Here is a 25,258-nt window from a genome sequence, read left to right as displayed (position 1 = left end):
CCACGATGATTCCTGCATTTTCGGTGCGGATTCTTCCGGCGCCAGAGCGCCTGACGGTGGACATCGAGCCCCAGAGCCAGGATGCGCCACTGGATTTCGCCTGCTACCTGATGCGTGACGGCGAGGTGGTGTCGCGGATGCATTATCAGCGGCGCAACCGATTTACCTTCGAGATCGACGGCGGCCGGGTTGCCGAGTATCGGGCCATCGGCTATGCCAGACATCGCGCGACCCACGAGAAGAAGTCCGTGCTGTCCGAGACGCTGGTGCATCCGCGCGTGCCCGACACGGCGTCCCGCGCAGGCAGCGCGGCCCAGCCTGGCGCGCGGCATGGCATCCGCCTGAAAGGGTGGCCGCCATTGACGGATCGGTGGATCGAGCCCGCGCCGGATTACCTGGAAGCTTCCGATAACCTGGAGGCCAAGCCGTATCGCGTCAGGACCGATGGCAACGGCTTCATCGTCTCAGGCAGGGAGCCGGATCCGGCGCAGGCGAGGCCGTGGGTGTTCCTGGGAGGGTCTTTCGTCGAGTCCACGTTCTGCAGCGAGTCCAGGCGCCTCGTCGCGCAGTTGGAGTCTCGTGCCCAGGCGGACCTTCCCGGTGTGCGCATGCTGAACGGCGGGTATTCGGGCGCAACCACGCTACACCTGGTCAATGTGCTCGTGAACCGGGTGATCCCGGTCAACCCGGCGGTGGTCTGTTTCGCCGTTCCCAGCAATGATTCACGGTTCGTGGTGCAACGGGAGGGGTACTGGAACGATGACCGTCACCTGTCGCCGTTCAGCCCCGTGTGGCAACCCCGGCAGGCGGCTCGCCTGGACAGCCAGGTCCAGTTGGCCAACCTGCTTCGCGTGGCGCGGGCATGCTGCGCAGCGTGGCAGATCAAGTTCGTGCTGATGACCACGCCCCATCGCTCGGCCGACCTCGCGCACGATGCCTGGCTGCGCAAGCGCTATCCCTCCGCGGCAACCTATGAGCGGACACGGCAGTTGCGATGGGACGTGGCGCGCACCGCGCGGCGATTCTGCCAGGAGACCGGGACGATGCTGCTTGACCTGGAGCAACTGCTCAGGGACTTCCAGCCGCTTTCCTATGACGACCTGCACCTGAATGAAAGCGGTGCCGACCAGGTCGCGCCGCTGGTGTATCTGCACCTGCGCCAACTGCTGGCCGTCGAGGACGCCGGCGGCGTGGCGCGGGCCGCCGGCGAGGGTGTCCTGGCCTAGCCGCCTTTCCCGGCCGCGTCCGGTACGCAGCCGGGAGGAACACGCTGGACGCGCACGCTGGTCGGGCGCGCCATGGCGTCGGGGTTGGACTGCTCAACCTTGTTGTCCGAGTAGATGTTGCCCCACGAGGGACATTCACCGCTGGCCTTGGTGCATTTGGGATTCACGCTGCGGTCGCAGTACCACTCGTCGAAAACAGAGTGGTACTCCGCGCGCTTGAAGGTGTTTCCCGAGGCCTGGTTGCGGTTGGAGGCATCGCGTATCCGGATCGGCGAGCCGCACAGGTCGTCGAAGGTGTTGCCCGTGATCCGGTTGTCGCTGGCGTGGTGGGCAAGGTAGATCGCGTGCAACGGCGCGCACTGCTGGATATTGCGGATCCGGATGAACGTGTTGTCCGCGATGGTGATGCGGCGGGCGTTGACGAGCCGGATGGCGGCCGTGCTCAGCGGCTTGTCGGGCATGGCGATCTGCCCGATGTCGCGCAGGGTGAGATCGCGCAGGGTGCCGCCGGTGATGTACGCGTCGCGTTTGCTGCGGTTGCCGTCGAGCGAGATGGCGGTCCGGTAGTTGCGTATCTCCAGCCCGCGCACGGTGAATGTCGCGCCGGCCTGCGTCGGCCCCGCCAGCGTGAACCAGGTGTCCGCCTTGCCCGCGCCATCGAAGACGGGTTTGTTGCGGGCGGACTCGGCCGCTGCGACCTCGACGTGCGTGCCGGCGGGAGGCGAGCCGACGCGCGTCGCCTGGCCGCGGTATTCGCCTTCCTCCACCAGGATCCGCACGTGGGCGGCTTTCTCGGCCTTGCCGGTCTGGTAGGCGATGTCCATCGCGCGTTGCAGGGTGGCCAAGGGTGTCCGGGGGGCCAGTCCGTCGGCCTGGTCGGATCCTTTGGGGCTGAGATAGAGCGTGGTGTCCGCCGCCAGGGAGGGCGGCGCCACGGACAGCAATCCCAGGAGCAAAGCTGCGTGTTTCAGGTTCATGGCGGGTGTCTCCCTCAGGTGAATCGCTTGACCGGCACGCTGCGCGACTGCCGGTTCTGGTGTGCGGCCCGGTCGCGGACGAAGCCGCGTATCTGCAACGGGCGGGGCTGGCCGGGTTCCGCCAGGTCAAATGTGGCGTGGGAGGAGGAGGCATACCAACGCACCGCCTCGCGCCCGCCGTCGTTCTCCAGGTAGAAGGCGTATTCCGCGCCGCCCGGGCAGGCTGCGTCCTGCGTATCTGCCTGCACGCTCACCTGTCCGTCCAACTGCCAGGCCCGCAGTTGCAGGGCAGGGGGGGCGGCGGGGCCTGGTGTTGGCGGAGGATGTGCCGCCAGCGAGACAATCTCTCCCACGGTGAGCATGTGGACGGCGGCCATCGCATCTTGCGTCGGGATCTGGCCATTGACGACTGCGCGTGCAGCCCGCGTGGCGTGGAGGGGCTCGAACAGGCCCGTTGCATAGGCCGCCTCGGATTTCTCCAGGAGGTCGAACAGGAGCTGGTCCTTGAACGTGCCTTGCTCGCCGGCAGGCCTCCCGGGCGCGGCGGGCGCATGGTGGCCTGGCTCGCCATACACCCGCAAGTCCCGTAGCCGGGCGCCCAGGTCGGGAGGCCCTCGGCGAAACGGCGAGTCGCTGAACGTTTCGGCGGCGAAGGATTTGCCTGGCGCGTCGAAGGGCAGGCCGGCCAGCGCTGGCCGGGTCGCCAGCAGGATATCCAGGGCCAGCTGCGACCGTGCGCGCTGCCGGGGCGACAGGTGTCGGGCTGCCCGGATCAGGGCCGGGGAAGCCAGCGGGGTGACGAGCAGGGCGTTCAGGTTGCGGAAGGTGCTGCGTCCGAAATGGAACCGGGAACGGAAATGCCGGTAATGGGCCATGAGAGCATCCGGTGCGTCCATGCCCAAGCCCAGCGTGTCCAGCGCCTGCGCCAGCCGTTCCCCGAAGAGCTGGCCGGCGCCCTTGGCGGGAAAGCGCCTGGCCATGTCGCGCGCCAATGACCTGGCGCTGCCTTCGTAATAGTCGCGGTAGCACTCGCCGCAGGCGCCGTGGAATTGCAGGGCGCGCTGCGGCGCGCGGCCGATCGCGGCATACAGGGGATAGTAGATTCCCAGGTTGCCGTACTTCCACAGCGCGTAGGCGTTGTCCGGAGTGGTGCGTTCCAGTGCCGGGCGCTGGTTGCCTATCTTGAACCCGAGGTGTTCTCCCAGGTGCGTGGCCACGGCGTAGTCCGCCGCGTGGCGGGGATTGGACTGGAAGTGGAGCGTGGACAGGTCCAGGCCGGTCGTGGCCAGCAACGCGAGCACGACGCGCGAGTCCAGCCCGCCGGTGATGTCGCAGCGGCTCTCGTGCGGGAAATGCATGAGCAGCGCCCGCGCGCGCGAGGCGGCGTTCGCGGCGTAGTCGGCAAGCGTCTCGGCGTAGTCCTCGCGCGAGACCCGCCCCGCGTTGGACAGGTCACCGCAGGGCAGCAGCGATACCTGGGCGGGATGCGCACGCAGGTCTACCTGCAAGCACCGGTCCGCGGGCAGGACGTGGATTTCCTTGAAGGCCGTGTGGTTGGAGACCAGCTGCCGGGCCACGCTGTGCGTGATGAAGGGCAGGCGCAGCGTGTCGTAGTCGGGCGAAAGGGTGACGTGGTGCGCACGCAGGTGGCGCGCAAGAAGGAGGAACGAGTTGGACACCGCCCAGTCGCCACCGCGATGGTAGTAGTAGAGGGCGTCCTGGCCCAGCGCGTCGGTGCGTGCCAGCATGACGTCCCCACGGTACTGGATCGCGCTGTAGCGGCCTTCTTCGATGTCGCGCAGCGAGTGGTCGACCTGCGCGCTGTAGGCCTCGTAGCCCGCGGCGCCGATGATGATGGCCTCATCCGTGAAGGCCATGCCGGAGAAGCGGTTGCGGCGCTGGGCGGCGTTCCATGACGACGCCACGAAGAAGCCCGCGGTGTCCTCCCGGTTGTCGTTTTCCATGCTTGCCTCTTCTCCTTGCTTCCCGGCGGGGCGCGTGTTGCGCCGTCCTGCGCCTGGTGCGGCCTACAGCGCGGCCAGGATGCGGTCGTATTGTGCTTCGACGTGGCTGATATCGAACGTGCGTTGGATGTGCTGCCGGACCTGGGTTCTCTGCGCGGCGATATCCGGGTCGCGGGCCTGCGCCAGGATCCGGCCGGCCATTTCCTGTACGTCCCGGCATATCCATTGCGAGGGATAGATTTCATCCGCCCCTTCCCAATTGCGCACGATGGGAATTGCGCCCGATGCGGCGCCTTCCGCAACCGCCAGGTGGAAGGACTCGTAGTCGCTGACCGAGAGGATGGCGCCGATCTTCTGGTACCAGGCGCCCATGTCCGTGCCCCAGCCGTCGAAGACGACCGCGTCGCGCAGGCCAGGCGTGTCCGCGATACGCGCCAGCAACTGGGTGTAGTACACGGTCTCGCCCTGCCGGCCCTGCCGGAACCAGGGATATTCCTGGGGACGGCGTCCCTTGATGAACAGGCGGAAGCGGGGGTCGGCATGCCTGACGGCCTCCAGCACGTCCAGCGCCAGGTCCAGCCGTTTCATGCTGGGAACCACGCCGGCGATGCCGAGGTTGAAGCTTGCGTCGGGCGTCTTGGGAAGGTCGAAAGCTGCCGTGTCCACGTAGTTGGGAATCACGACCAGTTTGTCGGCATGCGCCTGCCATTGGAACGTTTCGATGGCCGCGCGCCGCGTCTCCTCGCCGACGAAGATCATGCGCCGCACGTGCGCCATGTTCAGTCTCCGGGGGTGCTCGGTATACAGCTCCTGCCGGTGGAAGCGGATGACCACGGGCTTCTGGCGCTGCGGCTGGGTCGTGTGCCAGACGGCATTGGGCAGGCACCATTCGCAGAACACCACATCGGCGTCATCGTGGGACGTGGCGGAAAGGTGCACATCGTGGTGGGAATGGCCCCACCAGTAGTTGCGCGTGATCTCGTAGCGTGACGCGAGGCGTCCGAGCAGCGTGTCGGCGAACTTGAGGTCATGGCCGGCCACCAGCAGGCGGGGCTTGCCTGGCTTGGGGAGGGGCGCCTCAAGTGCGAGGCTGGTTGGCATGAGCAGCGGGGCAAGATAGTCACGCCGTATCGCGGCAATGGTGTAGCGGCCGGCAACCGCCTTGCAGCGGGCGCCAGCCTCCGCCAGGAGCGACGCATCGCACATGGCGTCCGCCAGGCGTGCCCGGGCCTGCGCCTCGGTGCGTGCGAACAGTGGGTAGTCGTCCCCCAGGACGCCACGCACCACGGGATTGGCGTTGAGCAGGACGGGAAGGCCGCTGATGCCGTATTCCAGGAACTTGGTGGACAGCTCCAGCGTGTGGTCTTCCAGCGCCGCGGGCCGCCAGGCCCAGCCCAGGCTCATGCCGGGCAACTGGCGCAACACCTCGACGCGCGTGCTGCGGCCGTGCCAGACGACGCCGGGCGTCTTCTTCAGGCCCGCCAGGACGTCCGGCTTGAAGAGAGGATCCTCGGGCGGATTGTGGATCTTGTCGCCGAACACGTGCAGCGCCACGTACTTGCCATGCCGCTGCTGGATATCCTTGAACGTGGCCAGCATCTCGCGGCTTGCCCACAGCGGCGCGAACTTGCCCGCATAGCAGATCCGGAACACAGCGTCGGGCCGGGCTGGCTCGCCGGCAGGATTCGTGTCCTGGGTGGGGATCATGGGGGGCAGCAGGTGCAGCTTCCCGCGGCTTTCGGGAAAGATGCTGGTGAAGTAGTCGGCGAACTGCTGCGTCTGGCACAGGACATGGCGGGAAGCCTGGATGATGCCCCGTATTTCCTGCCGGTCCGAGGCGCCCAGCGCATCAGCCTGGTGGGGGATGTCGGTCAGGTAGGTCCAGAGCCTGCCAGCCAGCGCGGGTTCTCGCGCAGCCTGCCTGCACAGCGCGAACCCCCGCAGCACCACCGCCGTGTAGGGCCGGGCGCCTTCGTGGGAACGGATGGCGGCCAGCGCGGCCGGCGGCGACAGGACCTTTTCACCGGTGGGGTCGGGCGGTATGACCTGCACGTTGGGCAGGTCCAGGATCGGGCGGATCACCTCGGTCTTGGTGACGACAGCCTTCAGGAAGAACGATACCTGCACGTTCGGCAGGCCGGCCAGTGCCTCCACCAGCGAGACGGCCCAGATCGCGGAGCCATCGACATAGTTGAGGTTCAGATCGCCATAGACAGCGAGGCGTACGGGGGGGATAGGGGGAATCTTCATGCTTTCGGTGCAGCTTTGTGGCCGGCAACTTTCCAATGGACGTCGTTGAGCACTTCCGCGGCTTTCGTCCAGGTCCGTTCCGCCGTCACCCAGGCCTGCGCCTGGGCGCCCAGGTTGCGGCGCAGCAGGCCATCCTTGATCAGTTCCTTGAGTCTGGCGGCGAGGTCCTTGGGGTTGCCCTTTTCGAACAGGAGGCCGGTATGGCCGTGCTGGACGATCTCGGTCAGCGCCGCCACATCGGAGGCAACCACCGCCTTCTTCATGGCCATGGCCTCGAAGGGCTTGAGGGGGGAGACGATCTCGCAGACCTCGAAAGGCTTGCGGGGGAAGGGGCAGATGTCGATCAGGGAGTAATAGGCAGGGACGTCTTCGAAGGGGATGCGGCCCGTGAGATGGAAATAATCTTCCAGCCGGTACTCGGCCACCATGTCCCTGACCGTGGCCAAGGCGTCGCCATCGCCCACCAGCAGGACATTGAATCGATAGCCTTGCAGCACCAGGTGCCGGCAAGCCTGCACCAGGTCGTCCAGGCCTTCGTAGTACGCGAATGAGCCCACGAAGCCGATCGTGATCGGATACTTGAGGCCAAGGCGAAGCCGCAGCCCCTTGTCTGCCGGACGATCGTTGAACAGCGACACGTCGATCGAGTTTGGGCAAACGGTGATCTGGTCCGCGCGCGCGCCGCTCTTGACCACCTCCTGGCCCAGCCGGTCCGTGATGGGCATGACGTGGTCGGCATGCTGGAACAGCAGGCGCTCGGCTTCGCTGTCCAGCCGGTACTGGTCCGTTTCCTTCCAGTCGTAGCGCGTCGTCTTGGACGCCTTGGTCAGTTCCCACAGGCCGCGCACCTCATAGACGAAGGGCAGGCCCAGGCGCCGGGCGGCCATCAGCGACGGCAGCCCGATGCGCCAGTTCGAGGCGCAGTGGATGACACTGACGCCGTGGCTGAGGGCGACGGCCTCGATGGCGGCGGCGGCCGATTGCAGATAGTCTTCCACCCCCTGCTTGATGATGTCGGGGCCGGACAGACGGCGGTAGATCACCTCGTCGATCTGGTCGTAGGGCAGTGAGGGGTGCTTGGACTTGCCGTCGAAGGGATAGCCGGGGCGGGTGGCGACGATGTATTCCCTGTCGCTGCGCTGCAGCGCGCTCAGCAGGCCGTGCGTACGCGTGGCGTAGCCGTTGCTGTGGTGGGGCAGGCTGAAGTAGGCCACGTACAGGCTCTTGCCGGGATGCACGGTGTGTCGGGGTTGCGCCCGCTCGGGGACGAACGACGTGAGCGTTTCCAGGAGGCTGCGCTGCGACAGGGCCCGGCGATGCCAGATCTCTTCCTGCGGGCTGAGGCACTGGCGTCTTGCGAGCGATCCTGCCAGTTCGGCCACCAGGCGGGACATGCCGTGTTCGGTCGCGAAGCCGGCCAGCCGCTTGGTCCTGGCGACGCTGGGGTCGAGCGAATGAGCCTGCCGCACGGTTTCCTGGCTGCCGGCGTACGACTCCGCCAGGGCCAGCGCGGCGAGATGCTCGTAGGCGTCCGCCCGCGCCTGTGGCAGGGGGAACTGTGCATCGATGACGTGTTGCGCAGCCTGCGCGCCGCCAGCCTGGAACGCTTCACCGATGCGGGCCGACGCGGCATCGTCGAGCAGGAGGTCGCGACCCAGGGCATGCAGCGTGAGCGTGCCGGCCACCGTGGCAGCATTGCTCTTGTCCCAGCGCCGGATATGCACGCCCAGCAGCTTGCTGTGGCGGGGGATCTTGAACAGGACGCTGAATTGGGTGCTGCCCTTGGCCGGCCGCAGGTACAGGTAGAGGCCGATGCTGGGAGAGTGCGACAGGCCGCAGGCGACCTTCAGGGCATCGGGGTCCAGTGGCGATTCCATGTCGAACCGCAGCAACGCGGGGGCCTTGGTGCCCGCCTCGTCGCAGAAGATGTGGCCGCTCAGGCTATAGGAGGCGCCATCCTCCCAGGGGAAGTGCAGGGGCGTGCCCTTGTCGTCCAGTGCGATGCGGTCGTTGCCGGCCTTCTTGCCCTGCACCGGCACGGGGATGGCCGGGCACCCTTGGTACGGCGGCGCGGAGGGACCGGGGTCGGCCGGGGGCAGGGGGGGAAAGCCCGTCGCGAGTGGGCCGCCCGGTGGCGGAGCATCCGCCGCGTCGGGGGGCGGCGTGGACGGCGCGGCCGCGACTGGCGGCGCGGCGAGTGTGGCCGCGCGCGCCTGCCGTGCTTGGGCCGCGGCGCGTGCGATGCGCTTGGCCTTCGTCTGTTCCGAGGCTTTGCTGAGCAGCTTGGCGGGAACAGTCTTGAGCAGCGCATAGGCCTCTTCGACGTCCCCGTGGTCATAGAGGAGGAAGGCAAGCCACTTCTGCCGTGTGGGCGTCTGGTAGCAGGCATGCGCACGGCGCGCGAGCACCAGCGCCTCGGCGGGCGATGCCTCGGCCAGGCTTCGGGCGGCCTGCGTGAGGACGACAGCTTGGTCGGCCGCGCTCAGGCCGCTTTGCTCGAGCCTTGCCATCGCTTCCTTGCTGCCCAGCAGGGCATGCGCACGCAGGTAGCTTGCCGTGCGCGATTCATCGCTGTCGCCCTCGATCCGTAAGGGCTCCGCTGCGACGGGCATGGGCGCCTGAAGGGGCGCGTGCGCCGGGGCGGCGTCGGCCTGCCGGGGCGCTGGCGTGCTGGCTTGCGCTGCGGCTAGCGGTTCGTCCGTGGCGGGAGGAGGGGCGGATGCCGCCCTGCCTTGCGCCGGACGCGATGCCAGCGGCGTGAGCAGCACGAATGGCCACATCACGGGCAGCGCGGCGTCGTGGCGCCATGCCTGCATGGTGAAGTCCAACCGGGTCGCGCCTGGGGGCGCCGTGAAGAATTCGGCGACCAGGCCGTCGCTGAGCGAGTCTGCGTTGACATAGCGGTAAAGGCCGGCGCGGTCGGAATGGGAGAACCCGGTGCGGCGGCCGGGGATGGCGTCGCCTTGCGCGTCGAAGAAGGCGAAGCGCCCAACGATGCTGTCAGGCAGGCACGCCGCGTAGTGCTCCATCCGCAGCGATATCACGTACTGGCGTCCTGCCACCACAGGCATCGACGCCCAATTGCTGCGCCGCGTGATGGGGATGGGCGTGGCATCGCCTTGCGGCACGCGCAGGTCCTCTTGCGCCTTGGCGAGGTCCGCGTGGCGCGCGGCGGGTGTCGTGCGCACCGCCATGGCCGGACGCGCCCATACCTGGACGTCTACCCGCTTGGAAACGAAGGCGGAGCCCGCCCGGCCTTGCGGCCAGTGGAGCTGGATCTCGATATAGCGGGCGGCCTCGGGCGCGTGGAACCCGCGTCCGAAGCCGTGCGGCAGTTTCTCGGCGCCTGCCGCCGGGTAGCAATGCAGGCCATGCTTGGCGTTGTATGAAAGATCGTCCGTTTCCTGGTACTGCAGTGGGGTCGCCTCCGCGTCCAGGAACCGTACGCGCAGCATCGCCGCGCGTGCATCGGCCAGCTTGCGGCCCGCCAGTCGCCCCGAGACATGGCAAAAGGCATGGGCAGGCACTTCGAAGCGGGTCCACGCCGAGGTCTCGCTCAGCGGAACGAAAGGCGAGACCTCGAGCGTGTCCGCGTTGGGAACGTGCGGCGTCGCCGAGGCGACGAGCCTGAGTTCGAAGGGCGAATCGCCTTTGGAGCGTCGCAGGAGCCGGGACAACAGGGGGATATGCATCGGTCAATCAGCGAGAAAATGGTGCGCCGCATGGCGGGTGGCTGCCGGGGAAAGGCTGGCTCGGGAGGCGTCCGTCATGCCGACGGCGGGTGAGATGGCGACGCGAATCGTCGCAGAGGCCGTGGGCCGGCTTGTGGTGCCGACCCATCGCGTCAGCACCAGGCACACCTCGATATGGCAGGCGCCGGGCGGCGAGATGAAGGAACGGTGGAAGGCATGGCGGCAGCCGAGCCGGGTGGCGGGGAAGAATGCTTCTTCGTCTGGCCGGCCTCCGCCCGCGGCGGCGCGCGAGGGAATCCTCTCCAGTCGCGCGTTCAGGAAGCGGATGCTGCCGCGCACGGCGCACAGGTCGCCGTCACCCAGGTCGATGGTGCCGTCCAGGCGGCAGGTCGAGCCCGGCTGGACGGCCGCGCGCAGCCAACGCGGCCACCGTGAGACGGGCAGCATCCGCGGGGCGGGGCCGGCCGTGGCCTGCCGCTCGAGGCCATCGCGGCCATCGGACGGCCCTTGCCGCGCGACCAGCGCCAGCGGGGCGCGGCCGCCGCCGAGGCGTGCCAGGATGAACGGAAGGGGCATGAAGGCCGGCTCGTCTGAGTGATCCCTCAACCGCCCTTCTGCGCCAGCAGGATGTCGACGATCTGCTTGCTCGCCGTGCCGTCGCCATAGGGGTTGTGCGCAAACGCCATCTTGTTGTATTGCACCTCGTCGTCCAACAGGGTCTGGACGCCCTGGACGATGTCCCGGGTCTCTGTGCCCACCATGCGCACCGTCCCCGCCTCGACGGCCTCGGGACGTTCGGTGTTGTCGCGCATGACCAGCACCGGCTTTCCGATGGAGGGGGCTTCCTCCTGGATGCCGCCGGAGTCGGTCAGGATCAGGGTGCTGTGGATCATCAACCAGACGAACGGCAGGTATTCCTGCGGTTCGATCAGGTGCACATTGTCGATGTCGGTCAGGATGCGCTGCACGGGCTCGCGCACGTTGGGGTTGAGGTGCACCGGATAGACGAAGCGCACGTCCGGATTGCGGCGCGCGAGGTCCGCGATGGCCTGGCAAATGTTCTCGAAGCCGCGTCCGAAATTCTCGCGCCGGTGGCCGGTGATCAGGACCATGCGCATGCCTTCACCCAGGAAGGGGAACCGTTGGGCGAGTTCCTGGCTCAGGCTTGGGGTCGACTCGATCTGGTGCTTGACCTTGGCCAGGGCGTCGATGACGGTATTGCCGGTGACGAACACGCGCGACTCGGGGATGCCCTGCTCCAGCAGGTTGGCGGCCGACTGCCGGGTGGGCGCGAAGTGCAGCGAAGTCAGTACGGAGGTCAGTTGGCGGTTGGCCTCTTCAGGCCAGGGCGACCAGATGTCGTGCGTGCGCAGGCCAGCCTCGACGTGGCCCACGGGCACCTTGGCATAGAACGCCGCCAGTGCGGCGGTCAGCGTGGTGGACGTGTCGCCGTGGACCAGGACGTAATCGGGAGAGAATTCCTCCAGAACCGCCTGCATGCGGGTCAGTATGTTGGCGGTGATGTCGTACAGGTTCTGCCCCGGCTTCATGATGTCGAGGTCATAGTCGGGCTGGAGCTGGAATAGTTCGAGCACCTGGTCGAGCATCTGGCGGTGTTGCGCGGTCACGCACACCTTGGCATTGAAGTCGGGATGATCCCGCAGCGCCTGGGCCAGGGGGGCCATCTTGATGGCTTCGGGTCGGGTGCCAAATATGGTCAGAATCTTCATGTTGCTGTGCAGGAAAAGGGTCGGAGAGGCGGAGACATTCAGTCCTTGTGGTCGCGGATCGTCGCGACGGTGAAACGGGCGATCCCGTAGAGCATCGACAAACCCACCAGCAGCGTGAACAGGCCATAGGCCACGCGCGGGTACAGGGCTTCGTCAGGCTGGGTGGGCTGGGTGATCACGGCAAGGGTCTTGAGCTTTCTCACGCCCTCTATGCGGGCGCTTTCCGCGCCGGCCACGGCCATCTTGTAGGCTTCCTCGGCGATGCGCGCCTGCAGGGCAAGGCTTTCGTAGCGGGACGCGATCTGGTTGAGCTGGTCGCGGTCGCCGCTGACGGCGACCAGCCGCTGCCGCTCTTTCTCTATCTGGCGTTCCAGCGCGGTGATCTGGGTATTCAGGTTCTGCACCGGTGCGGCGCGCGGGCCGTAGCTTTGCTGCAGGGCATAGAGTTCCGCCTGGCGTTGCGCCAGTTCGCCCTCCAGGTTTGCCATCAAGGCGGACCTGGACGCGCCGGTGTTGAGCGGATCGAGAAAGCCATGCTCGTTCTGGAAGCGGACCAGCACCTGCTTGCTTTCCTCATAGTGCTGCTGGGCAGCGGCCCGCTCCTGCTGCGCGAACTTGAGCTGCTCACGCGCGATCTGGTGCGAGATGTCGTTGACGAACGCTTCGCTCTTCTTGAGGATCTCGTGATTGATGGCCTGCGCGAACGCTGCATCGAAGCCCTGCACCGAGATCAGGAGCAGGCCCACCTGGTCGTCGTAGTGGGCCGAGACCCGCGAGCGGTAGTACGCCAGCAGATCGGCCTGCGTGCTGTGCGCGGGAAGGTGATAGGGCCAGTCGAGAGTGTGCTGCTCATAGTGCTTGCGCAGGTCGAGTTTTTCCTGGAGATGCGTCAGCATGTCCATCGACAGGATGTAGCGCTGCAGGTAGAGCGTGTCCTCCGTCGACGCCGGGTTGATGCCCGCCAGCATGGTCATGAGGCCGGTGGCGCCGGCGGTCGTTTCGCGCGCCTGGCGCACGACGACCGTGGACTCGCTCACGTAGCGATCCGCGGCGATGAAGGTGTAGTACATCGCCGCAAGCAGCATGGGGAGGCCGACGATGGCCAGCGCCAGGCGGCGCGGCGTAAGCAGGTCAAGGTACCGGTCTGAGGTCTTCATTGGCTGACGGCTAGAGTTTCATGTAGGTTTCGATGCCGGTCTTGACGTCGTCGAAGAGCGTGACTTCGCCTTTCTGGACCAGCAGCACCACGTTGCAGAGCCGCTCGACCTCGTTCATGTTGTGGGTGACGAGGATGACCTTCGAGCGCTCGACGCGCTCGGCGAAGGCATCGGCGGCCTTGCGCCGGAAGCTGGCGTCGCCCACCGACATCACTTCGTCGATCAGGTAGTAGTCGAAGTCGAAGGCCATGCTCAGGCCGAACGAGAGGCGCGAGCGCATGCCCGACGAATAGGTGTTGACGGGCTCGTCGAAGGACGTGCCGATGGCGGCGAAGTCCTCGACGAACTCGACCTTGCGGCGCATCTCGGCGCCGGATTGTCCGTAGACCCGGCAGACGAACTTGACGTTGTCGCGCCCGCTCATGCTGCCCTGGAAGCTGCCGCTCAGGCCGACGGGCCATGAGATGGAGGAGCCGTCGGTGCGCACGCGGCCGGAGTCCGGCTGGTCCATGCCGCCGATGAGCCGCATGAGCGTGCTCTTGCCCGCGCCGTTGGGACCGATCAGCCCGATGCTCTTGCCGGGCGGAACGGTCAGGCTGAGGTCGCGGAAGACATAGCGGCGCCCCCGCGGGGTGCGATAGGACTTGGTGACGTTTTCCAGCGCGATCATAGGGCGGTCATGCGCCGGCGCAGCGCCCGGTAGAGCGCTAGCGATGCGAAGGCGAACACGAGGGTGATGCTTGCCACGTAGCTCGCGGAGATGCCCTGCATCTTGGGATAGAAGGGAAAGAACGCGCCGCGGATCAGTTCCAGCAAGTGCACGAACGGATTCCAGAGCATGATGGCGCGCGTGTCGGGCGGGAAATGCCAGGGCGGCAGGATGACGCCCGACAGGAAATAGAGCGGCAGGAAGACCAGCCGGATGGCCAGCTTGGCCTCGGGCAGCGCATAGGCCAGCGCCGCGAGCAGGCCGCCCAGCGAGAAACCGAAGGCCAGGCCCAGCGCGATGAAGCCCAGCCATTCCAGCGGCCTGGCCAGTTCGATGTCGAAACCCAGCCAGAGCATGCCTGCCAGGATCAGCGTGAAGACCGTCGCCGACAGCACGGTCTCCACGATGGTCCGGGCAATGAAGGTGTCCATCAACGTGACCTGCCGATAGGCGAACAGTCCCTTGTTGGCGCTGGCGCCTTCCATCATGCGCAGGGCTGTGTTCTTGATGAGCAGGAAGGGCGCGACGCCCACCAGCATGAACACGGGATAGTCGAAGCCGGGCAGCGCCCGGTTGCGCAGCAGCGACATCACCAGGATCATCCCCAGCACATGCGCCAGGGGCTCGGCGAGCACCCAGACCACGCCCAGCCGGTTGCGGCCGAAGCGGCCAAGCATCTCGCGCAGCGCGAGCGCATAGATCACCGAGCGCATGATGCGCAACGAAGACCGTTTTCGCATGGTGGCGCTCCGGCTCAGGCGGGATCAAGACTGCCGGCGCGGACGCCGGCAGTCTTGATGGCGATGAAACCGAGCGGCTTCAAGCAGCGCGAGCCGTCGTTGCCGCCGCTTCGTTCTGCGCTTCTTCGAAGCCTGCGGAGATGGCGATGGCCTTGCTGTCGACCACGCCCACCGCGTCCACCACGATCTGCGCGTCGCGCAGCACGGCGCGCAGACCCTGGAAGGGGGTGTGGGCGACCAGAACCGCCACCACGTCGGCTTGCGCGATGGCCTCTTCCAGCGATACCAACCGTGCGCCCGACAGCGAGGCGGGAAGCGCCTCGACGTTGGGCTCGACCACCAGGAACTGGCCGCGATGCTTGGCGACGATCTCGGTCGCGATATGCAGCGCCGGGCTTTCACGCAGGTCGTCGATGTCGGGCTTGAACGCCAGGCCCAGCAACGCGATCTTGACGTCTTCTTCCTTCTTGCCCTGCAGGCGCGCCAGCGCGCTGGCGCCCTGGATCTCCTCGACGACCCAGTGCGGCTTGCTGTCGTTGACGGTGCGCGCGGTCTGCACCAGGCGGGCCTGCTGCGGCGTCTTGCTGACGATGAACCACGGGTCGACGGCGATGCAGTGGCCGCCTACGCCTGCGCCCGGGCGCAGGATGCTGACGCGGGGGTGGTGGTTGGCCAGGTCGATCAGTTCCCACACGTTGATGTCGAGCTTGTCGCAGATGAGCGAGAGTTCATTGGCGAAGGCGATGTTGACGTCGCGGAACGCGTTCTCGGTCAGCTTGGACATTTCGGCGGTGCGGGCATCGGTCACGAGCAGCTTGCCGCGCACGAAGATGCGGTAGACCTGGCACGCCCGGTTCGAGCTTTCCTGCGTGAGGCCGCCGATGATGCGGTCGTTCTCGACCAGCTCGCGGACCACCTGGCCGGGCAGCACGCGCTCGGGGCAATAGGCGACATGGACGTCGATCTCGCCGTCGCCCGTGTCCTTGGTCGGGAAGCGCAGGTCAGGGCGGGCTTCTGCCAGCCACTGGACCATCTGCTCGGTGGCGCCCACGGGCGAGGTCGACTCGAGGATCACGATGTTGCCGCGCGCGAGCTGGGGGGCGATCGCCTTGGCGGCGGCCTCGATATAGCTCAGGTCGGGTTCGTGGTTCTCGCGGAAGGGGGTCGGCACCGCGATCAGGTAGGCGTCGGCCGGCTCGGGCTGGGTGGTGGCCCGCAGATAGCCCCCATCCACGGCTTCCTTCACGACCTTGTCGAGCTCGGGCTCGACGATATGGATGCGGCCCTGGTTGATGGTGTCGACGGCGTGCTGGTTGATATCCACCCCGATGACCTGGACCTGGCGCGATGCGAACAGTGCGGCCGTGGGCAGCCCGATATAGCCCAGACCGATGACCGAAACTCGCTTGATACTCTGAGAAGACATGAAAACCTCTTCGTATGGCAACAGATTGACCTGCCAGCGCGCGAAACAAAAACGCGCACGGCTCCGTGTGTCCGCGGGATTTGCCGGGACACCCTCTTTGGCGGGCTGAATACCTCTTGGAATTGAATGGCGAGGGCTGGTATGCCTCTCTCGTCGCTGGTACCGGCGACTATTTGTCAAGCGCCGGATCCAACGGGGCAACGATTATGTTGCCGACAAGATTCTGCCCCGCTTCGTGGTCGAGAATTATTTACACGAAGGAGAAGATGATTATTTGTGTAACGCCTGGAATGGCTGCGCAGTGGTGTGCAGGGATAATAAAATCGTGCTCAGTCGCACGGTTTCCAATTGGCGCCGCGCTCCCATCTTTGCGGGGGGGATAATGGGCTGGCAGCCAGGATTGCACGATCAGTGATATTGACCAGCACGATTCCGGCGTCTTCCTGCATTTTTTTTATGGTTCCGCGCGCGATTTGTCCTGGCCAGGCTCCCGGCGTGGTCACCGAGCAGACCTGCTGCCCGATGGTGAAATTCGTGCCGTCGCGTGCGGCGCGTGCCCGTTGGACCATGGCGCCTGAAGGGGTTTCCAGGGACATGCCTGGTTGCCAGTCTGCGCGATAGCTATCGCCTGACGGGGCGAATGTGTATTTCCCGGCACCGGCGTATTCGTCCTGGCGCCAGTGCCCCTGGTAGCGGTCGCCGGCCCAGGGGGACGCCTTGCCGAACCAGTACGTGCCTTCGCCATCGCGCTTGCCGCCCCGCCACTGGCCCGCGTAGATGTCGCCGTTGCCATAGTGCTGGATGCCGCGGCCTTCGCGCAGGCCGTCGCGGAACTCGCCCTGGTAGCGGCCTTCGGTGCCCGAGGCCAGGCCTTGGCCGTGCGCGGCCCCGGCCACGCAGGCGCCTGCATAGCGCTCGGAGAGGCCCGGTTCCCGGACGATGCAGCCCGGCTGCCCGGCAAGGGCGGAGGAAAGCGGAAAGAGGCAGGCGCCGGCCAGCGCCAGGCGCCTGGCGGCGCGTCTTGGAAACATCATGGCAGTCCTCCGGGCGGCAGGTCGGCGAACTCGCCGAGGTCATCCTCGCGGGCGGGCGTACGCAGCACGCTGCGCAGCGTCCGGGCGAGGTCGGCGGGCTGGTCGAGCATTTGGGCCGCGTCGCCGGGCCAGCGCGAGAATTGGAACGCGGCCTGCGACACCGACCCGGCGCCGCCCAGCAGCAGCGAGAGCGGCACGCGCATGAAGAAGCCGTGATTGGCGTCACGGCCGTAGGCATCGCGGTCCTGGCTGCGGGCATACCAGGCGCCCACTTCCACCCCCGCGGGCAGGGTATAGGCGATTTCGGCGCGTGCGCCGAGGTCGCCGGCCAGGAAACGTCCGGCGCGCGCGGTCAGGGTCAGCCTTTCGGCCCAGGCGGGCCGGTAGTGGGCCGACAGCAGCGCGGTGTTATGGCTCGCGGATTCGAATCCCAGGCCGGCGCGTTCACGCAGCCGTACCCGGTCGGCGGCCACGTCGAAGGTCCAGTTGCGGCTGGGCGAGACGTAAAGCGCCTGGGCGCCGATGCCGCCATACATGGCTTCGTACCAGCCGGCCGATGCGCGGAAGTACCAGCGCGGGCCGGCCTGCCAGTAGCGGTGGATCAGCGCGCTGTCCACCCGCGCGCGCGGCGAACCGTAGTCGGCCAGCCCGGACCTGACCCGCGCCAGTCCCGCCGTTGCCGTGTCGCCGCGGCGGGGCAGGTCCTGCACGGCCGACAGGCCCAGTGCCCCCTGCAGCCACCACCCCGGGGCGATCCGGAGTTGGCCGGCCAGCTTCAAGCCGGCGTCGTAGCCCCGGCCGCCGCCGGGCGCGCCCTGGTACAGCGAGGCGTAGGGCTGCAGCCAGACGCCGCCGCCGTGCGCGCCGAACCAGGCCGCCTCGCGCGCGGAACGGATGGATTCGCGTGGTTGCCGGGCTGCCTGGGCGCGCGCGGCGGGCATGTCGGCATATTGGCCGGTGGCCCGGTCGAGATAATCCGGCTCCGGCAATGCCTGCGCTTTCTGGCTATTGTTGTGCGCAATATGGATGGTTTTCGCCAGCGCCGCATCGGTGCTGTCCCCGGAAAAGTACCGGCGCAATTCGGGCAGATTGTCGTAGCGATAGCTGGGACCCGCCATATCCTGGATATCCAGGCGTATTTCCAGCGTCCGCGTGGACAGCGGCAGATAAGCCAGCACGATGCGCGAGGCCCGCGACAGCGCCCGCAAGGGCGAACGGCGCCAGGTGTCGGACAGGTGCAGCGCGACGCCTCCCGGAAGCGGCGCCAGGGCCACGTTGGCGAAACCGTCGTTATGCAGCGCATGCAGCAGCCGGGCACGCGCGGCGGTGTCCTGCTCCCAGGCCGCGGCGCCAGGAAGCGCAAGGCTTTCGGCCCAGCGCCCGCCGGGCAGGGGGCCACGGTCGTCGACCCATTCGGGCGTCAGGGCGTAGGGGGCGGCATTGTGGGTGATCTGGGCCTGGGCGCCGCCGCTGGCGCATGCGCCGGCAAGCAGCAAGGTGGCCACGAGCCGAACGCGCGGCGCGCGCATGGCCCAGGCGGCGGCCTGCCTGGGCCGCGGACCGGACAGGGCGAGGCTGGGAATATTCATGCGGATCGAAACGACGCGTGCGGCTGATGCGGGAGGGTATTTTTCGGCAGCACAGTTTATTATCTATTTGCGCCAAAGGAGCGTTATCCTGCTGCTGAAATGGTGGCGGATCTGTTTTTGTGCACGATTATGATGCCGGCATGGGAAAAACAGGAAATTACGGCACGGGGCATTATCAGAGGTTTTGTTTGTGACAAAAAAACAGTTTGGTGCGTTGCGTATCGGCTTGGTGTCGGATGCGTTGACCGCTGCGTGCCTGGCGCCTGAATGCTGCGTCGTGCAGCTCACACCCTTCAATTACCCCTACGTCCTGCGATTCTGGAAGCCGGATCTGATCCTGGTGGAGTCCGCCTGGGAAGGGCGGCGCGGCGCCTGGCGCTATCGCATCGCGGCCTATCCGGACCATCCGCGGCGCAACAACAATGCGTTGCGGGGCCTGGTCCGGCTGGCGCGCGAGCAGGGCATTCCCACTGCCTTCTGGAACAAGGAAGATGGCACGCATTTCGAGCGTTTCATCGATAGCGCCTCGTTGTTCGAGCACGTGTTCACCGTCGATGCAAACAGCATTCCCCGCTATCGCGCGGTGCTGGGCGACGACCGGACGGTGCAGGCATTGATGTTCGCGGTCCAGCCGCGCATCCACGCCTTCCAGGGCTTCGACTTCCGGTATCGGCGCGCGGCCTTCGTCGGCAGCTACAGCCGGCATCTCCATGGCGCAAGGCGGGCACGCCAGGACATGCTCTTCGCGGCGGCCTCGGGCATCGGCCTGACCCTGTTCGACCGCAACTCGGCCCGGCGCTCGCCCAACTACCGGGTGCCGCCCCAGCCCCACCTCGAGGTGCTTGCGCGCGTGCCTTATTCCCGCACGGCGGACATCTATCGCCACTACGTGGCCTCGCTCAACGTCAACACGGTCGAGGATTCGGACACCATGTTCTCGCGGCGGCTCGTGGAAATACTGGGCTGCGCGGGCATTGCCGTGACGACGCCGGCGCGCTCCGTCGAGCGGCTGTTCGCGCCGTATTGCCACGTGGTCGAGACGCCCGGCGAGGCGCGCGAACTGTACGATCGGCTGGCGCTGGGCCCCGCGCCCGACGACCTTGCGCGGGCGCGCGAGGGGGCGGACTACGTGCAGCGCGAGCACACCTGGTCGCACCGCCTGGCGCAGCTCTTGGCGGCATGCGGCCTTAGATGAGCGAGCTGCCGATCTACGCGGTCTCGCTGCGTGACCATGGACTGTGGCGCCGCCGCGAGCTGGCGGTTCTCCTGCGGGCCCGTATCGTGCCGGCCTGGCGCGCGCCCGCCGGCGCCAGCGCCTGGCTGGGCTGGGGCAGCAAGGCCAGCGGACAGCGGGCGCAATGCCTGGCGCGGCGGGATGGCCTGGCTTGCCTGCGGCTGGAAGATGGGTTCCTGCGCGGCCTGGCCCCGGGCCGGGACAGCATGGCGCTTTCGATGGTGGTCGACGACACGGGGATCTATTACGACGCTTCCCGTCCTTCGGCGCTGGAAGCCCTGGTGCGCCGTCCGCTGGGCGAGGACGAGATGCGCCGCGCGCACCTGCTGCGCCGCGCCTGGTGCGCGGGACGGGTCTCCAAATACAACCATGCTCGGGATTTCGCCGGCACGCTGGCGCCCGGCGCCGTGCTCGTGGTGGACCAGACACGCGGCGATGCCTCCATCGCCGGCGGCCTGGCCGACGCGCAAAGCTTCGCGCGCATGTTGCAGGCGGCCTGTGAGGAGAACCCCGGCAAGCAGGTCCTGCTCAAGCTGCATCCCGAGGTGGTGGCCGGCCACAAGCAGGGACATTTCGACCTGCACAGCCTGCCCGCGCAGGTTCGCGTGCTGGCCGACGAACTGCATCCGGTGGGCCTGCTGGCCCAGGTGGAGGCCGTGTACGTGGTGACTTCGCAACTGGGCTTCGAGGCGCTGTTGTGGGGCAAGCGCGTGCGGACGTTCGGCATGCCGTTCTATGCTGGCTGGGGCCTGACCGAGGATGCGCTGGCGGCCCCGTCCCGCCGCGGCCGGGTTGGCCTGGCGCAGCTCGTGCATGCCGCGCTGGTGAGCTATCCCAGGTATGTGGATCCCCACACCGGTCAGCCCACGGGACCCGAGGAGACGCTGGCGTGGATCGCATTGCAGCGGCGCATGCGCCAGCGCTTCCCGGCCGTCGTCCATGCCTGCGGCTTCCCTCGCCGCAAGCGCGCCTATGTCCGCGATTTCCTGGCGGGCAGCACGCCCCGCTTCATCGATCATCCCCGCGATGCGCCGCCGGAGGCTGCGCTGGCCGTCTGGGGGCATCGGCTGGAACAGGGCGGCATCACGCTGCCGGCCCGCCCGGGCCCGGTACTGCGGCTGGAGGACGGCTTCCTGCGGTCGGTGGGATTGGGCGCCGCCCTGGTGCGGCCGCTGTCCTGGGTCGTCGACGACCAGGGCATCTATTACGATGCGCGCTCGCCTTCGCGGCTGGAAACCCTGCTGCGCGAGCACGACTTCGACGACGCCTTGCGGGCGAGGGCGGCGGACCTGCGCACGCGCCTTTGCCGTGACGGGGTCACGAAATACAACGTCGGCGCGGGCGAATGGCGCCGGCCGGCGGGCAAGGACCGGGTGGTCCTGGTGACGGGTCAAGTGGAAAGCGATGCCTCCATTCGCCATGGCGCCAGCGGCGTCACACGCAATATCGACTTGCTGCGCGCCGTGCGGGCAGCCTGCCCGGATGCGCACGTGGTCTACAAGCCGCATCCCGACGTGCTGGCGCGGCTTCGGCGCGCGGGCCTGGGCGAGGACGCCGCGCACCGCGACTGCGACGAGGTCCTGGGCGACGTGCCGTTTTCGCGCGTGCTCGGACAGGTCGACGAAGTGCACGTGCTCACCTCGCTTGCCGGTTTCGAGGCGTTGCTGCGCGGCCGCAAGGTCGTGACCTATGGCCAGCCGTTCTATGCGGGCTGGGGGCTCACACAGGATCTCGGGCTCGAGGCGGCCACGCTGCAAAGGCGAGGCCGCCAGTTGTCGCTGGATGAACTGGTCGCGGGGACGCTGCTGCTGTACCCCGTCTACGTCAGCGCCCGCACACGCCACTATTGCGAGGCAGAGCGCATCGTGGACGAGCTGCGCGAGGATGGCGAGCGCGGCGTGCGCCCCGGTTGGTGGCGCCGGATGGCCGCCCGTCTGGGAGCGCGCCCTTGACGCAGACCTTCCTGTTCCTCCAGGGCGTGTGCTCGCCATTCTTCGCCAGGCTGGCCGACGCGCTGGCGCAGCACGGCCACGATGTCGTGCGCATGAACTTCAACGCGGGCGATGCCTGGGCCTGGCGGGGGCGGGCGGGTTGGACCTACGACGGCCCCCTGCTGGGATTGAAAAGGCATGCGCGCGAGAAGCTTGCAGAGTACGGCGTGAGCGATGTCGTGCTGTTCGGCGACCAGCGGCCGGTCCACATGCCGGTGGTGCGGGCCGCGCGCGAGGCCGGCCTGCGTATCCATGTGTTCGAGGAGGGCTATTTCCGCCCCTCGTGGATCACGCTCGAGCGTGGCGGCGTCAACGGGAACTCACTGCTGCCCCGGTCGCCGGACTGGTACCGCGAGGTGGGCGCGTCCCTGCCGGACTATGGCAATGGCACGCCCTTTGCCGCGCCGATGTGGCGGCGCGCGTGGTACGACGTCTGCTACCACTTGGCGGGCGCGGCCAATCCCTTATTCGTGCCGTGCTATCGGGGCCACGCCCTGCACAGCGCGCCGCGCGAGTATGCCGGCTACCTGTGGCGCATGCAGCGCGTGTGGCGCCGCCAGGCGCGCGACGCCGAGACCGCGCATGCGCTGGTGACGCGTCGCATCCCGTTCTTCCTGCTGCCGCTGCAGCTCGATACCGATGCGCAGATCCGCTTCCATTCGCGCTATGCCGACATGGGCGAGGTCCTGCGCGAGGTGCTGGATTCCTTTGCGCGCCACGCGCCGCCGGCCGCCCATCTGCTGGTCAAGAACCATCCGCTGGACTATGGCGTGCACGACCGTGAGGCGCTCCTGCGCCAGGCCGGCGAGGCGCTCGGCGTGGCCCACCGGCTGCATTTCATCGAAAGCGGCCACCTTCCCACGCTGCTGTCGCATGCCCGCGGCGTGGTGACGGTCAACAGCACCGTGGGTGGCTCCGCGCTCGTCCACCGCTGCCCGCTGGCCGTGCTGGGGCGCGCCATCTATGACATGCCGGGACTGAGCCACCAGGGCGGGCTCGAGACGTTCTGGGCGCGGCCCGCCCGGCCGGATGCCGAGCTGTTTCGGCTGTTCCGCAATACCGTGATCCATACCACCCAGGTCAATGGCGGCTTCTACAGCAGGGAGGGTATCGGCCTGGCCCTGGCCGGCACCGTGTCCCGCCTGGAGGCACGCGCCTCCGAACTGGAAAGGCTGCTGGACGCCTGCCCGCCAAAGGAGACGCCATGAACCCCCGCCGCCAGGCTGCGCGCCTGCCGTTGCGCGCCCCCACCCGCGTGCTGATCACGGGGGCCAGCGGCGAGATCGGCGGGGCCCTTGCGCTGGCCTATGCCGCGCCCGGCGTCACCTTGGTCCTGCACGGGCGGCGCGGGGAACGTTTGGCGGCATTGGCTGCCGACTGCCGCGCGCGCGGCGCGCAGGTGCTTGCCTGCGAGGCGGACCTGGCCGATCTCGATGGCTGGCGCCAGACGCTGACCGGGCTGTGCACCCCGGTCGCGCCCGATCTGGTGGTGGTCGCGGCGGGCATCAACATCAGCGTACCGCCGGGCGCCTGCAGCGAAGGCTGGGAGAAAATGCGCCACCTGCTGGACGTGAACGTGCTGGCGGCGATCGCCACCGTGGAGGTAGCGGCCCGGGCCATGTGCGCGCGCGGACAGGGGCAGATCGCGCTGGTGAGTTCGCTGGCGGCTTTCCGGGGCCTGCCGCGGGTGCCGGCCTATTCCGCCAGCAAGGCCGCGCTCAAGGCCTATGGCGAAGCCATGCGCGACGTGCTGGCGCCCAAGGGCGTTTCGCTCAGCGTGGTGATGCCGGGCTACGTGGTATCGCCGATGTGCGCGGCGATGCCCGGGCCCAAGCCTTTCCTCTGGGATGCGCCGCGTGCCGCGCGCGCCATCCGGCGCGGCCTGCGCGCCAATCGCGCGCGCATCGTGTTCCCGTTCTGGCTGGGCTGGGGCACCTGGCTGCTGGGCGCGGCGCCGCCCTGGCTGGCCTCGCGCATCCTGCGATGGTTGGGCTATGGCGCCTGAGGCCGGCGCATCGCTGCTGGCGGCGTGGGCCACGGGCGGCGCGCTGTCCTTCGTCGTGGAGGCGGGCGCCCTGCCGCGCCCGCGCGCGCCCTGGCGCAGGCCTGTCCACGCGCTGGCCGTGCACCTGTCGGTATGGACGGCCGCGTACGCGACGCTGCTGGCCCTGCTGGCGCGGCCCTGGTTCGCCGCCGCGTTGGCGCTCGCCGCATTGCTGGTGGTCGTGCTGGTGGGCCGGGCGAAGTTCGACGCCTTGCGCGAGCCCTTCGTGTGCCAGGACTTCGAGTATTTCACCGATGCCTTGCGGCATCCGCGGCTGTACCTGCCGTTCCTGGGATGGTGGCGCCTGTTGGGGGCGCTGCTGGCTTGCGCGGGGGCGTTCTGGGCCGGCCTGGTGTTGGAGCCGCCCCATTTCGATGGCGGGGCATCCGCGCGCGCCTCGGCTGTCCTGGGCTGCTTCGCGGTGGGGGTGGGGGCGCTGTGCGCCGCCCGTGCCGCAAGTGCCCGCCTGGATACGTCGTGGGTGGCGCAGCGGGATGTGCGCGCCTGGGGACTGGTCGCCTCGCTCTGGCGCTATGGCAGCCAGGCGCGGCAACTGCCCGCGCTGGCGCCGCCCTTTGCAGGCCTGCCGCTGCACCTGCCCGCTCGCGCCGAGGCCCTGCCGGACCTCGTGACGGTGCAGAGCGAATCGTTTTTCGATGCCCGGGAAAGCTACGCCTGCCTGCGGGCCGACCTGCTGCCCCGCTACGACGCGCTGCGAGCCCAGGCGCTGGCCCATGGGCGGCTGGCCGTGCCCGCCTGGGGCGCCAACACGATCCGCACGGAGTTCGCCTTCCTGACGGGCCTGGAAGAGGCGGCGTTGGGCGTGCACCGCTACCAGCCGTACCAGCGCCTGGCGGCCAGCGGCGTGGCCACGATCGCGTCGCGGCTGCGCGAGGCGGGGTACCGCACGGTGTGCGTCCATCCTTACCATGGCACCTTCTATGGCCGCGACCGCCTGATGCCGCTGCTCGGCTTCGACCAATTCATCGATGGCGCGGCCTTCGCCGGGGCCGCGCGCGAGGGCGCCTATGTGGGGGACGTCGCGTTGGCCAGTTTCGTCACGGGCCTGTTGCGAGCGGAAAGGGACCGTCCGCTTTACGTCCATGTCATCACGATGGAAAACCACGGCCCCCTGCATTGGGAGCGTGTCACGGCGCAGGATCGCGACGACGTCGCCGGCGTCCCGCTGCCGGAAGGCTGCGACGAACTGGTCGCCTACGCGCGCCACCTGCGTCATGCCGACAGCATGTTGGGCATGCTCGCCGATGCCCTGGCCGCGCAACCGCGCGACAGCGGACTGTGCTTCTTCGGTGACCACGTGCCGATCATGCCCGCCGCCTACCGGCTGCTGGGCGAGCCGCCTGGCCACACGCACTACCTCGCCTGGTCGCCCCGGCGCCCGGGCGGGGGCGACGCCCGCGACCTGCGCGCCAGTGCATTGGCGCGCGATTTCCTTGCGCGCATGGGAATGTGCTGAGAGGGGCTGCGTATTTTG

General features: G+C 68.0%; 18 protein-coding genes. 6 read left to right on the top strand and 12 right to left on the bottom strand.

Features of this window, described 5'->3' with window-relative positions; translation table 11 throughout:
• Positions 1-5 precede the first annotated feature (5 nt).
• Positions 6-1,226 (top strand): SGNH/GDSL hydrolase family protein, encoded by a 1,221-nt coding sequence (locus ODI_RS18635; RefSeq protein ID WP_067749903.1) that lies wholly within the window; start codon positions 6-8, stop codon positions 1,224-1,226.
• Here the strand turns inward: ODI_RS18635 and ODI_RS18630 are convergent.
• From ODI_RS18630 to ODI_RS18575, 12 genes are all read right to left on the bottom strand, one after another.
• The gene (locus ODI_RS18630) at positions 1,223-2,203 is read right to left on the bottom strand and encodes a NosD domain-containing protein (protein WP_067749900.1); all 981 of its coding nucleotides are present in this window, start codon (positions 2,201-2,203) and stop codon (positions 1,223-1,225) included. The genes ODI_RS18635 and ODI_RS18630 overlap by 4 nt on opposite strands.
• Positions 2,204-2,217: 14 nt before the next feature.
• Entirely contained in the window at positions 2,218-4,167 is a 1,950-nt protein-coding gene (locus ODI_RS18625) for an adenine nucleotide alpha hydrolase family protein (protein ID WP_067749898.1), read from the bottom strand.
• A gap of 63 nt (positions 4,168-4,230) precedes the next feature.
• Positions 4,231-6,417: a glycosyltransferase gene (locus ODI_RS18620; RefSeq protein ID WP_067749896.1), complete on the bottom strand. Its 2,187-nt coding sequence runs from the start codon at positions 6,415-6,417 to the stop codon at positions 4,231-4,233.
• Positions 6,414-10,109, bottom strand: a complete 3,696-nt coding sequence (locus ODI_RS18615) for a glycosyltransferase family 4 protein (RefSeq protein WP_067749894.1) — start codon at positions 10,107-10,109, stop codon at positions 6,414-6,416. Before ODI_RS18615 ends, ODI_RS18620 begins: the two co-directional genes overlap by 4 nt.
• 3 nt (positions 10,110-10,112) lie before the next feature.
• Positions 10,113-10,685 carry a hypothetical protein gene (locus tag ODI_RS18610; protein WP_067749892.1) on the bottom strand — a complete coding sequence of 191 codons (573 nt, stop codon included), beginning with the start codon at positions 10,683-10,685 and terminating at the stop codon, positions 10,113-10,115.
• A gap of 26 nt (positions 10,686-10,711) precedes the next feature.
• Positions 10,712-11,839 carry a non-hydrolyzing UDP-N-acetylglucosamine 2-epimerase gene (gene wecB, locus ODI_RS18605; protein ID WP_067749890.1) on the bottom strand — a complete coding sequence of 376 codons (1,128 nt, stop codon included), beginning with the start codon at positions 11,837-11,839 and terminating at the stop codon, positions 10,712-10,714.
• A gap of 38 nt (positions 11,840-11,877) precedes the next feature.
• The gene (locus ODI_RS18600; RefSeq protein WP_067749889.1) at positions 11,878-12,996 is read right to left on the bottom strand and encodes a hypothetical protein; all 1,119 of its coding nucleotides are present in this window, start codon (positions 12,994-12,996) and stop codon (positions 11,878-11,880) included.
• Between the two features lie 10 nt (positions 12,997-13,006).
• Positions 13,007-13,666, bottom strand: a complete 660-nt coding sequence (locus tag ODI_RS18595) for an ABC transporter ATP-binding protein (RefSeq protein WP_067749887.1) — start codon at positions 13,664-13,666, stop codon at positions 13,007-13,009.
• Positions 13,663-14,445 carry an ABC transporter permease gene (locus ODI_RS18590; protein ID WP_074046761.1) on the bottom strand — a complete coding sequence of 261 codons (783 nt, stop codon included), beginning with the start codon at positions 14,443-14,445 and terminating at the stop codon, positions 13,663-13,665. The genes ODI_RS18595 and ODI_RS18590 overlap by 4 nt, the downstream gene beginning before the upstream one ends.
• 79 nt (positions 14,446-14,524) lie before the next feature.
• On the bottom strand, positions 14,525-15,871 hold the full coding sequence (gene wecC, locus ODI_RS18585) for a UDP-N-acetyl-D-mannosamine dehydrogenase (protein ID WP_067749885.1): 1,347 nt from the start codon (positions 15,869-15,871) through the stop codon (positions 14,525-14,527).
• Positions 15,872-16,200: 329 nt separating this feature from the next.
• A complete protein-coding gene (locus tag ODI_RS18580; RefSeq protein ID WP_067749882.1) occupies positions 16,201-16,905 on the bottom strand; it encodes an MORN repeat-containing protein in 705 nt (234 codons plus the stop codon).
• Positions 16,902-18,494 carry a YjbH domain-containing protein gene (locus ODI_RS18575; RefSeq protein WP_067749880.1) on the bottom strand — a complete coding sequence of 531 codons (1,593 nt, stop codon included), beginning with the start codon at positions 18,492-18,494 and terminating at the stop codon, positions 16,902-16,904. The genes ODI_RS18580 and ODI_RS18575 overlap by 4 nt, the downstream gene beginning before the upstream one ends.
• Positions 18,495-18,771: 277 nt before the next feature.
• Between ODI_RS18575 and ODI_RS18570 the strand changes: the two genes are divergently transcribed.
• From ODI_RS18570 to ODI_RS18550, 5 genes are read left to right on the top strand one after another with little or no spacing between them, the layout of a single operon-like run.
• Entirely contained in the window at positions 18,772-19,689 is a 918-nt protein-coding gene (locus ODI_RS18570) for a CgeB family protein (RefSeq protein ID WP_231968095.1), read from the top strand.
• Positions 19,686-21,680 (top strand): capsular polysaccharide biosynthesis protein, encoded by a 1,995-nt coding sequence (locus tag ODI_RS18565; RefSeq protein WP_067749876.1) that lies wholly within the window; start codon positions 19,686-19,688, stop codon positions 21,678-21,680. Before ODI_RS18570 ends, ODI_RS18565 begins: the two co-directional genes overlap by 4 nt.
• The gene (locus ODI_RS18560; protein ID WP_067749930.1) at positions 21,677-22,927 is read left to right on the top strand and encodes a capsule biosynthesis protein; all 1,251 of its coding nucleotides are present in this window, start codon (positions 21,677-21,679) and stop codon (positions 22,925-22,927) included. The genes ODI_RS18565 and ODI_RS18560 overlap by 4 nt, the downstream gene beginning before the upstream one ends.
• A complete protein-coding gene (locus tag ODI_RS18555) occupies positions 22,924-23,724 on the top strand; it encodes an SDR family NAD(P)-dependent oxidoreductase (protein WP_067749873.1) in 801 nt (266 codons plus the stop codon). Before ODI_RS18560 ends, ODI_RS18555 begins: the two co-directional genes overlap by 4 nt.
• Positions 23,714-25,240: an LTA synthase family protein gene (locus ODI_RS18550; RefSeq protein WP_067749869.1), complete on the top strand. Its 1,527-nt coding sequence runs from the start codon at positions 23,714-23,716 to the stop codon at positions 25,238-25,240. Before ODI_RS18555 ends, ODI_RS18550 begins: the two co-directional genes overlap by 11 nt.
• Positions 25,241-25,258: the final 18 nt, after the last annotated feature.

It is taken from the genome of Orrella dioscoreae, assembly GCF_900089455.2.
Lineage (GTDB): Bacteria > Pseudomonadota > Gammaproteobacteria > Burkholderiales > Burkholderiaceae_B > Orrella > Orrella dioscoreae.
The sequence above is the reverse complement of the archived record's forward strand: the minus strand, read 5'-3'. Positions and strand labels throughout refer to the sequence as shown.

Bases quoted from the DNA above. Each gene is read 5' to 3' on its own strand.
- ODI_RS18610 (WP_067749892.1), bottom strand. From the start codon at position 10,685: ATGCCCCTTCCGTTCATCCTGGCACGCCTCGGCGGCGGCCGCGCCCCG.
- ODI_RS18635 (WP_067749903.1), top strand. From the start codon at position 6: ATGATTCCTGCATTTTCGGTGCGGATTCTTCCGGCGCCAGAGCGCCTG.
- ODI_RS18600 (WP_067749889.1), bottom strand. From the start codon at position 12,996: ATGAAGACCTCAGACCGGTACCTTGACCTGCTTACGCCGCGCCGCCTG.
- ODI_RS18615 (WP_067749894.1), bottom strand. From the start codon at position 10,109: ATGCATATCCCCCTGTTGTCCCGGCTCCTGCGACGCTCCAAAGGCGAT.
- ODI_RS18590 (WP_074046761.1), bottom strand. From the start codon at position 14,445: ATGCGAAAACGGTCTTCGTTGCGCATCATGCGCTCGGTGATCTATGCG.
- ODI_RS18575 (WP_067749880.1), bottom strand. From the start codon at position 18,494: ATGAATATTCCCAGCCTCGCCCTGTCCGGTCCGCGGCCCAGGCAGGCC.
- wecC (WP_067749885.1), bottom strand. From the start codon at position 15,871: ATGTCTTCTCAGAGTATCAAGCGAGTTTCGGTCATCGGTCTGGGCTAT.
- ODI_RS18550 (WP_067749869.1), top strand. From the start codon at position 23,714: ATGGCGCCTGAGGCCGGCGCATCGCTGCTGGCGGCGTGGGCCACGGGC.
- ODI_RS18625 (WP_067749898.1), bottom strand. From the start codon at position 4,167: ATGGAAAACGACAACCGGGAGGACACCGCGGGCTTCTTCGTGGCGTCG.
- wecB (WP_067749890.1), bottom strand. From the start codon at position 11,839: ATGAAGATTCTGACCATATTTGGCACCCGACCCGAAGCCATCAAGATG.
- ODI_RS18580 (WP_067749882.1), bottom strand. From the start codon at position 16,905: ATGATGTTTCCAAGACGCGCCGCCAGGCGCCTGGCGCTGGCCGGCGCC.
- ODI_RS18565 (WP_067749876.1), top strand. From the start codon at position 19,686: ATGAGCGAGCTGCCGATCTACGCGGTCTCGCTGCGTGACCATGGACTG.
- ODI_RS18595 (WP_067749887.1), bottom strand. From the start codon at position 13,666: ATGATCGCGCTGGAAAACGTCACCAAGTCCTATCGCACCCCGCGGGGG.
- ODI_RS18630 (WP_067749900.1), bottom strand. From the start codon at position 2,203: ATGAACCTGAAACACGCAGCTTTGCTCCTGGGATTGCTGTCCGTGGCG.
- ODI_RS18555 (WP_067749873.1), top strand. From the start codon at position 22,924: ATGAACCCCCGCCGCCAGGCTGCGCGCCTGCCGTTGCGCGCCCCCACC.
- ODI_RS18620 (WP_067749896.1), bottom strand. From the start codon at position 6,417: ATGAAGATTCCCCCTATCCCCCCCGTACGCCTCGCTGTCTATGGCGAT.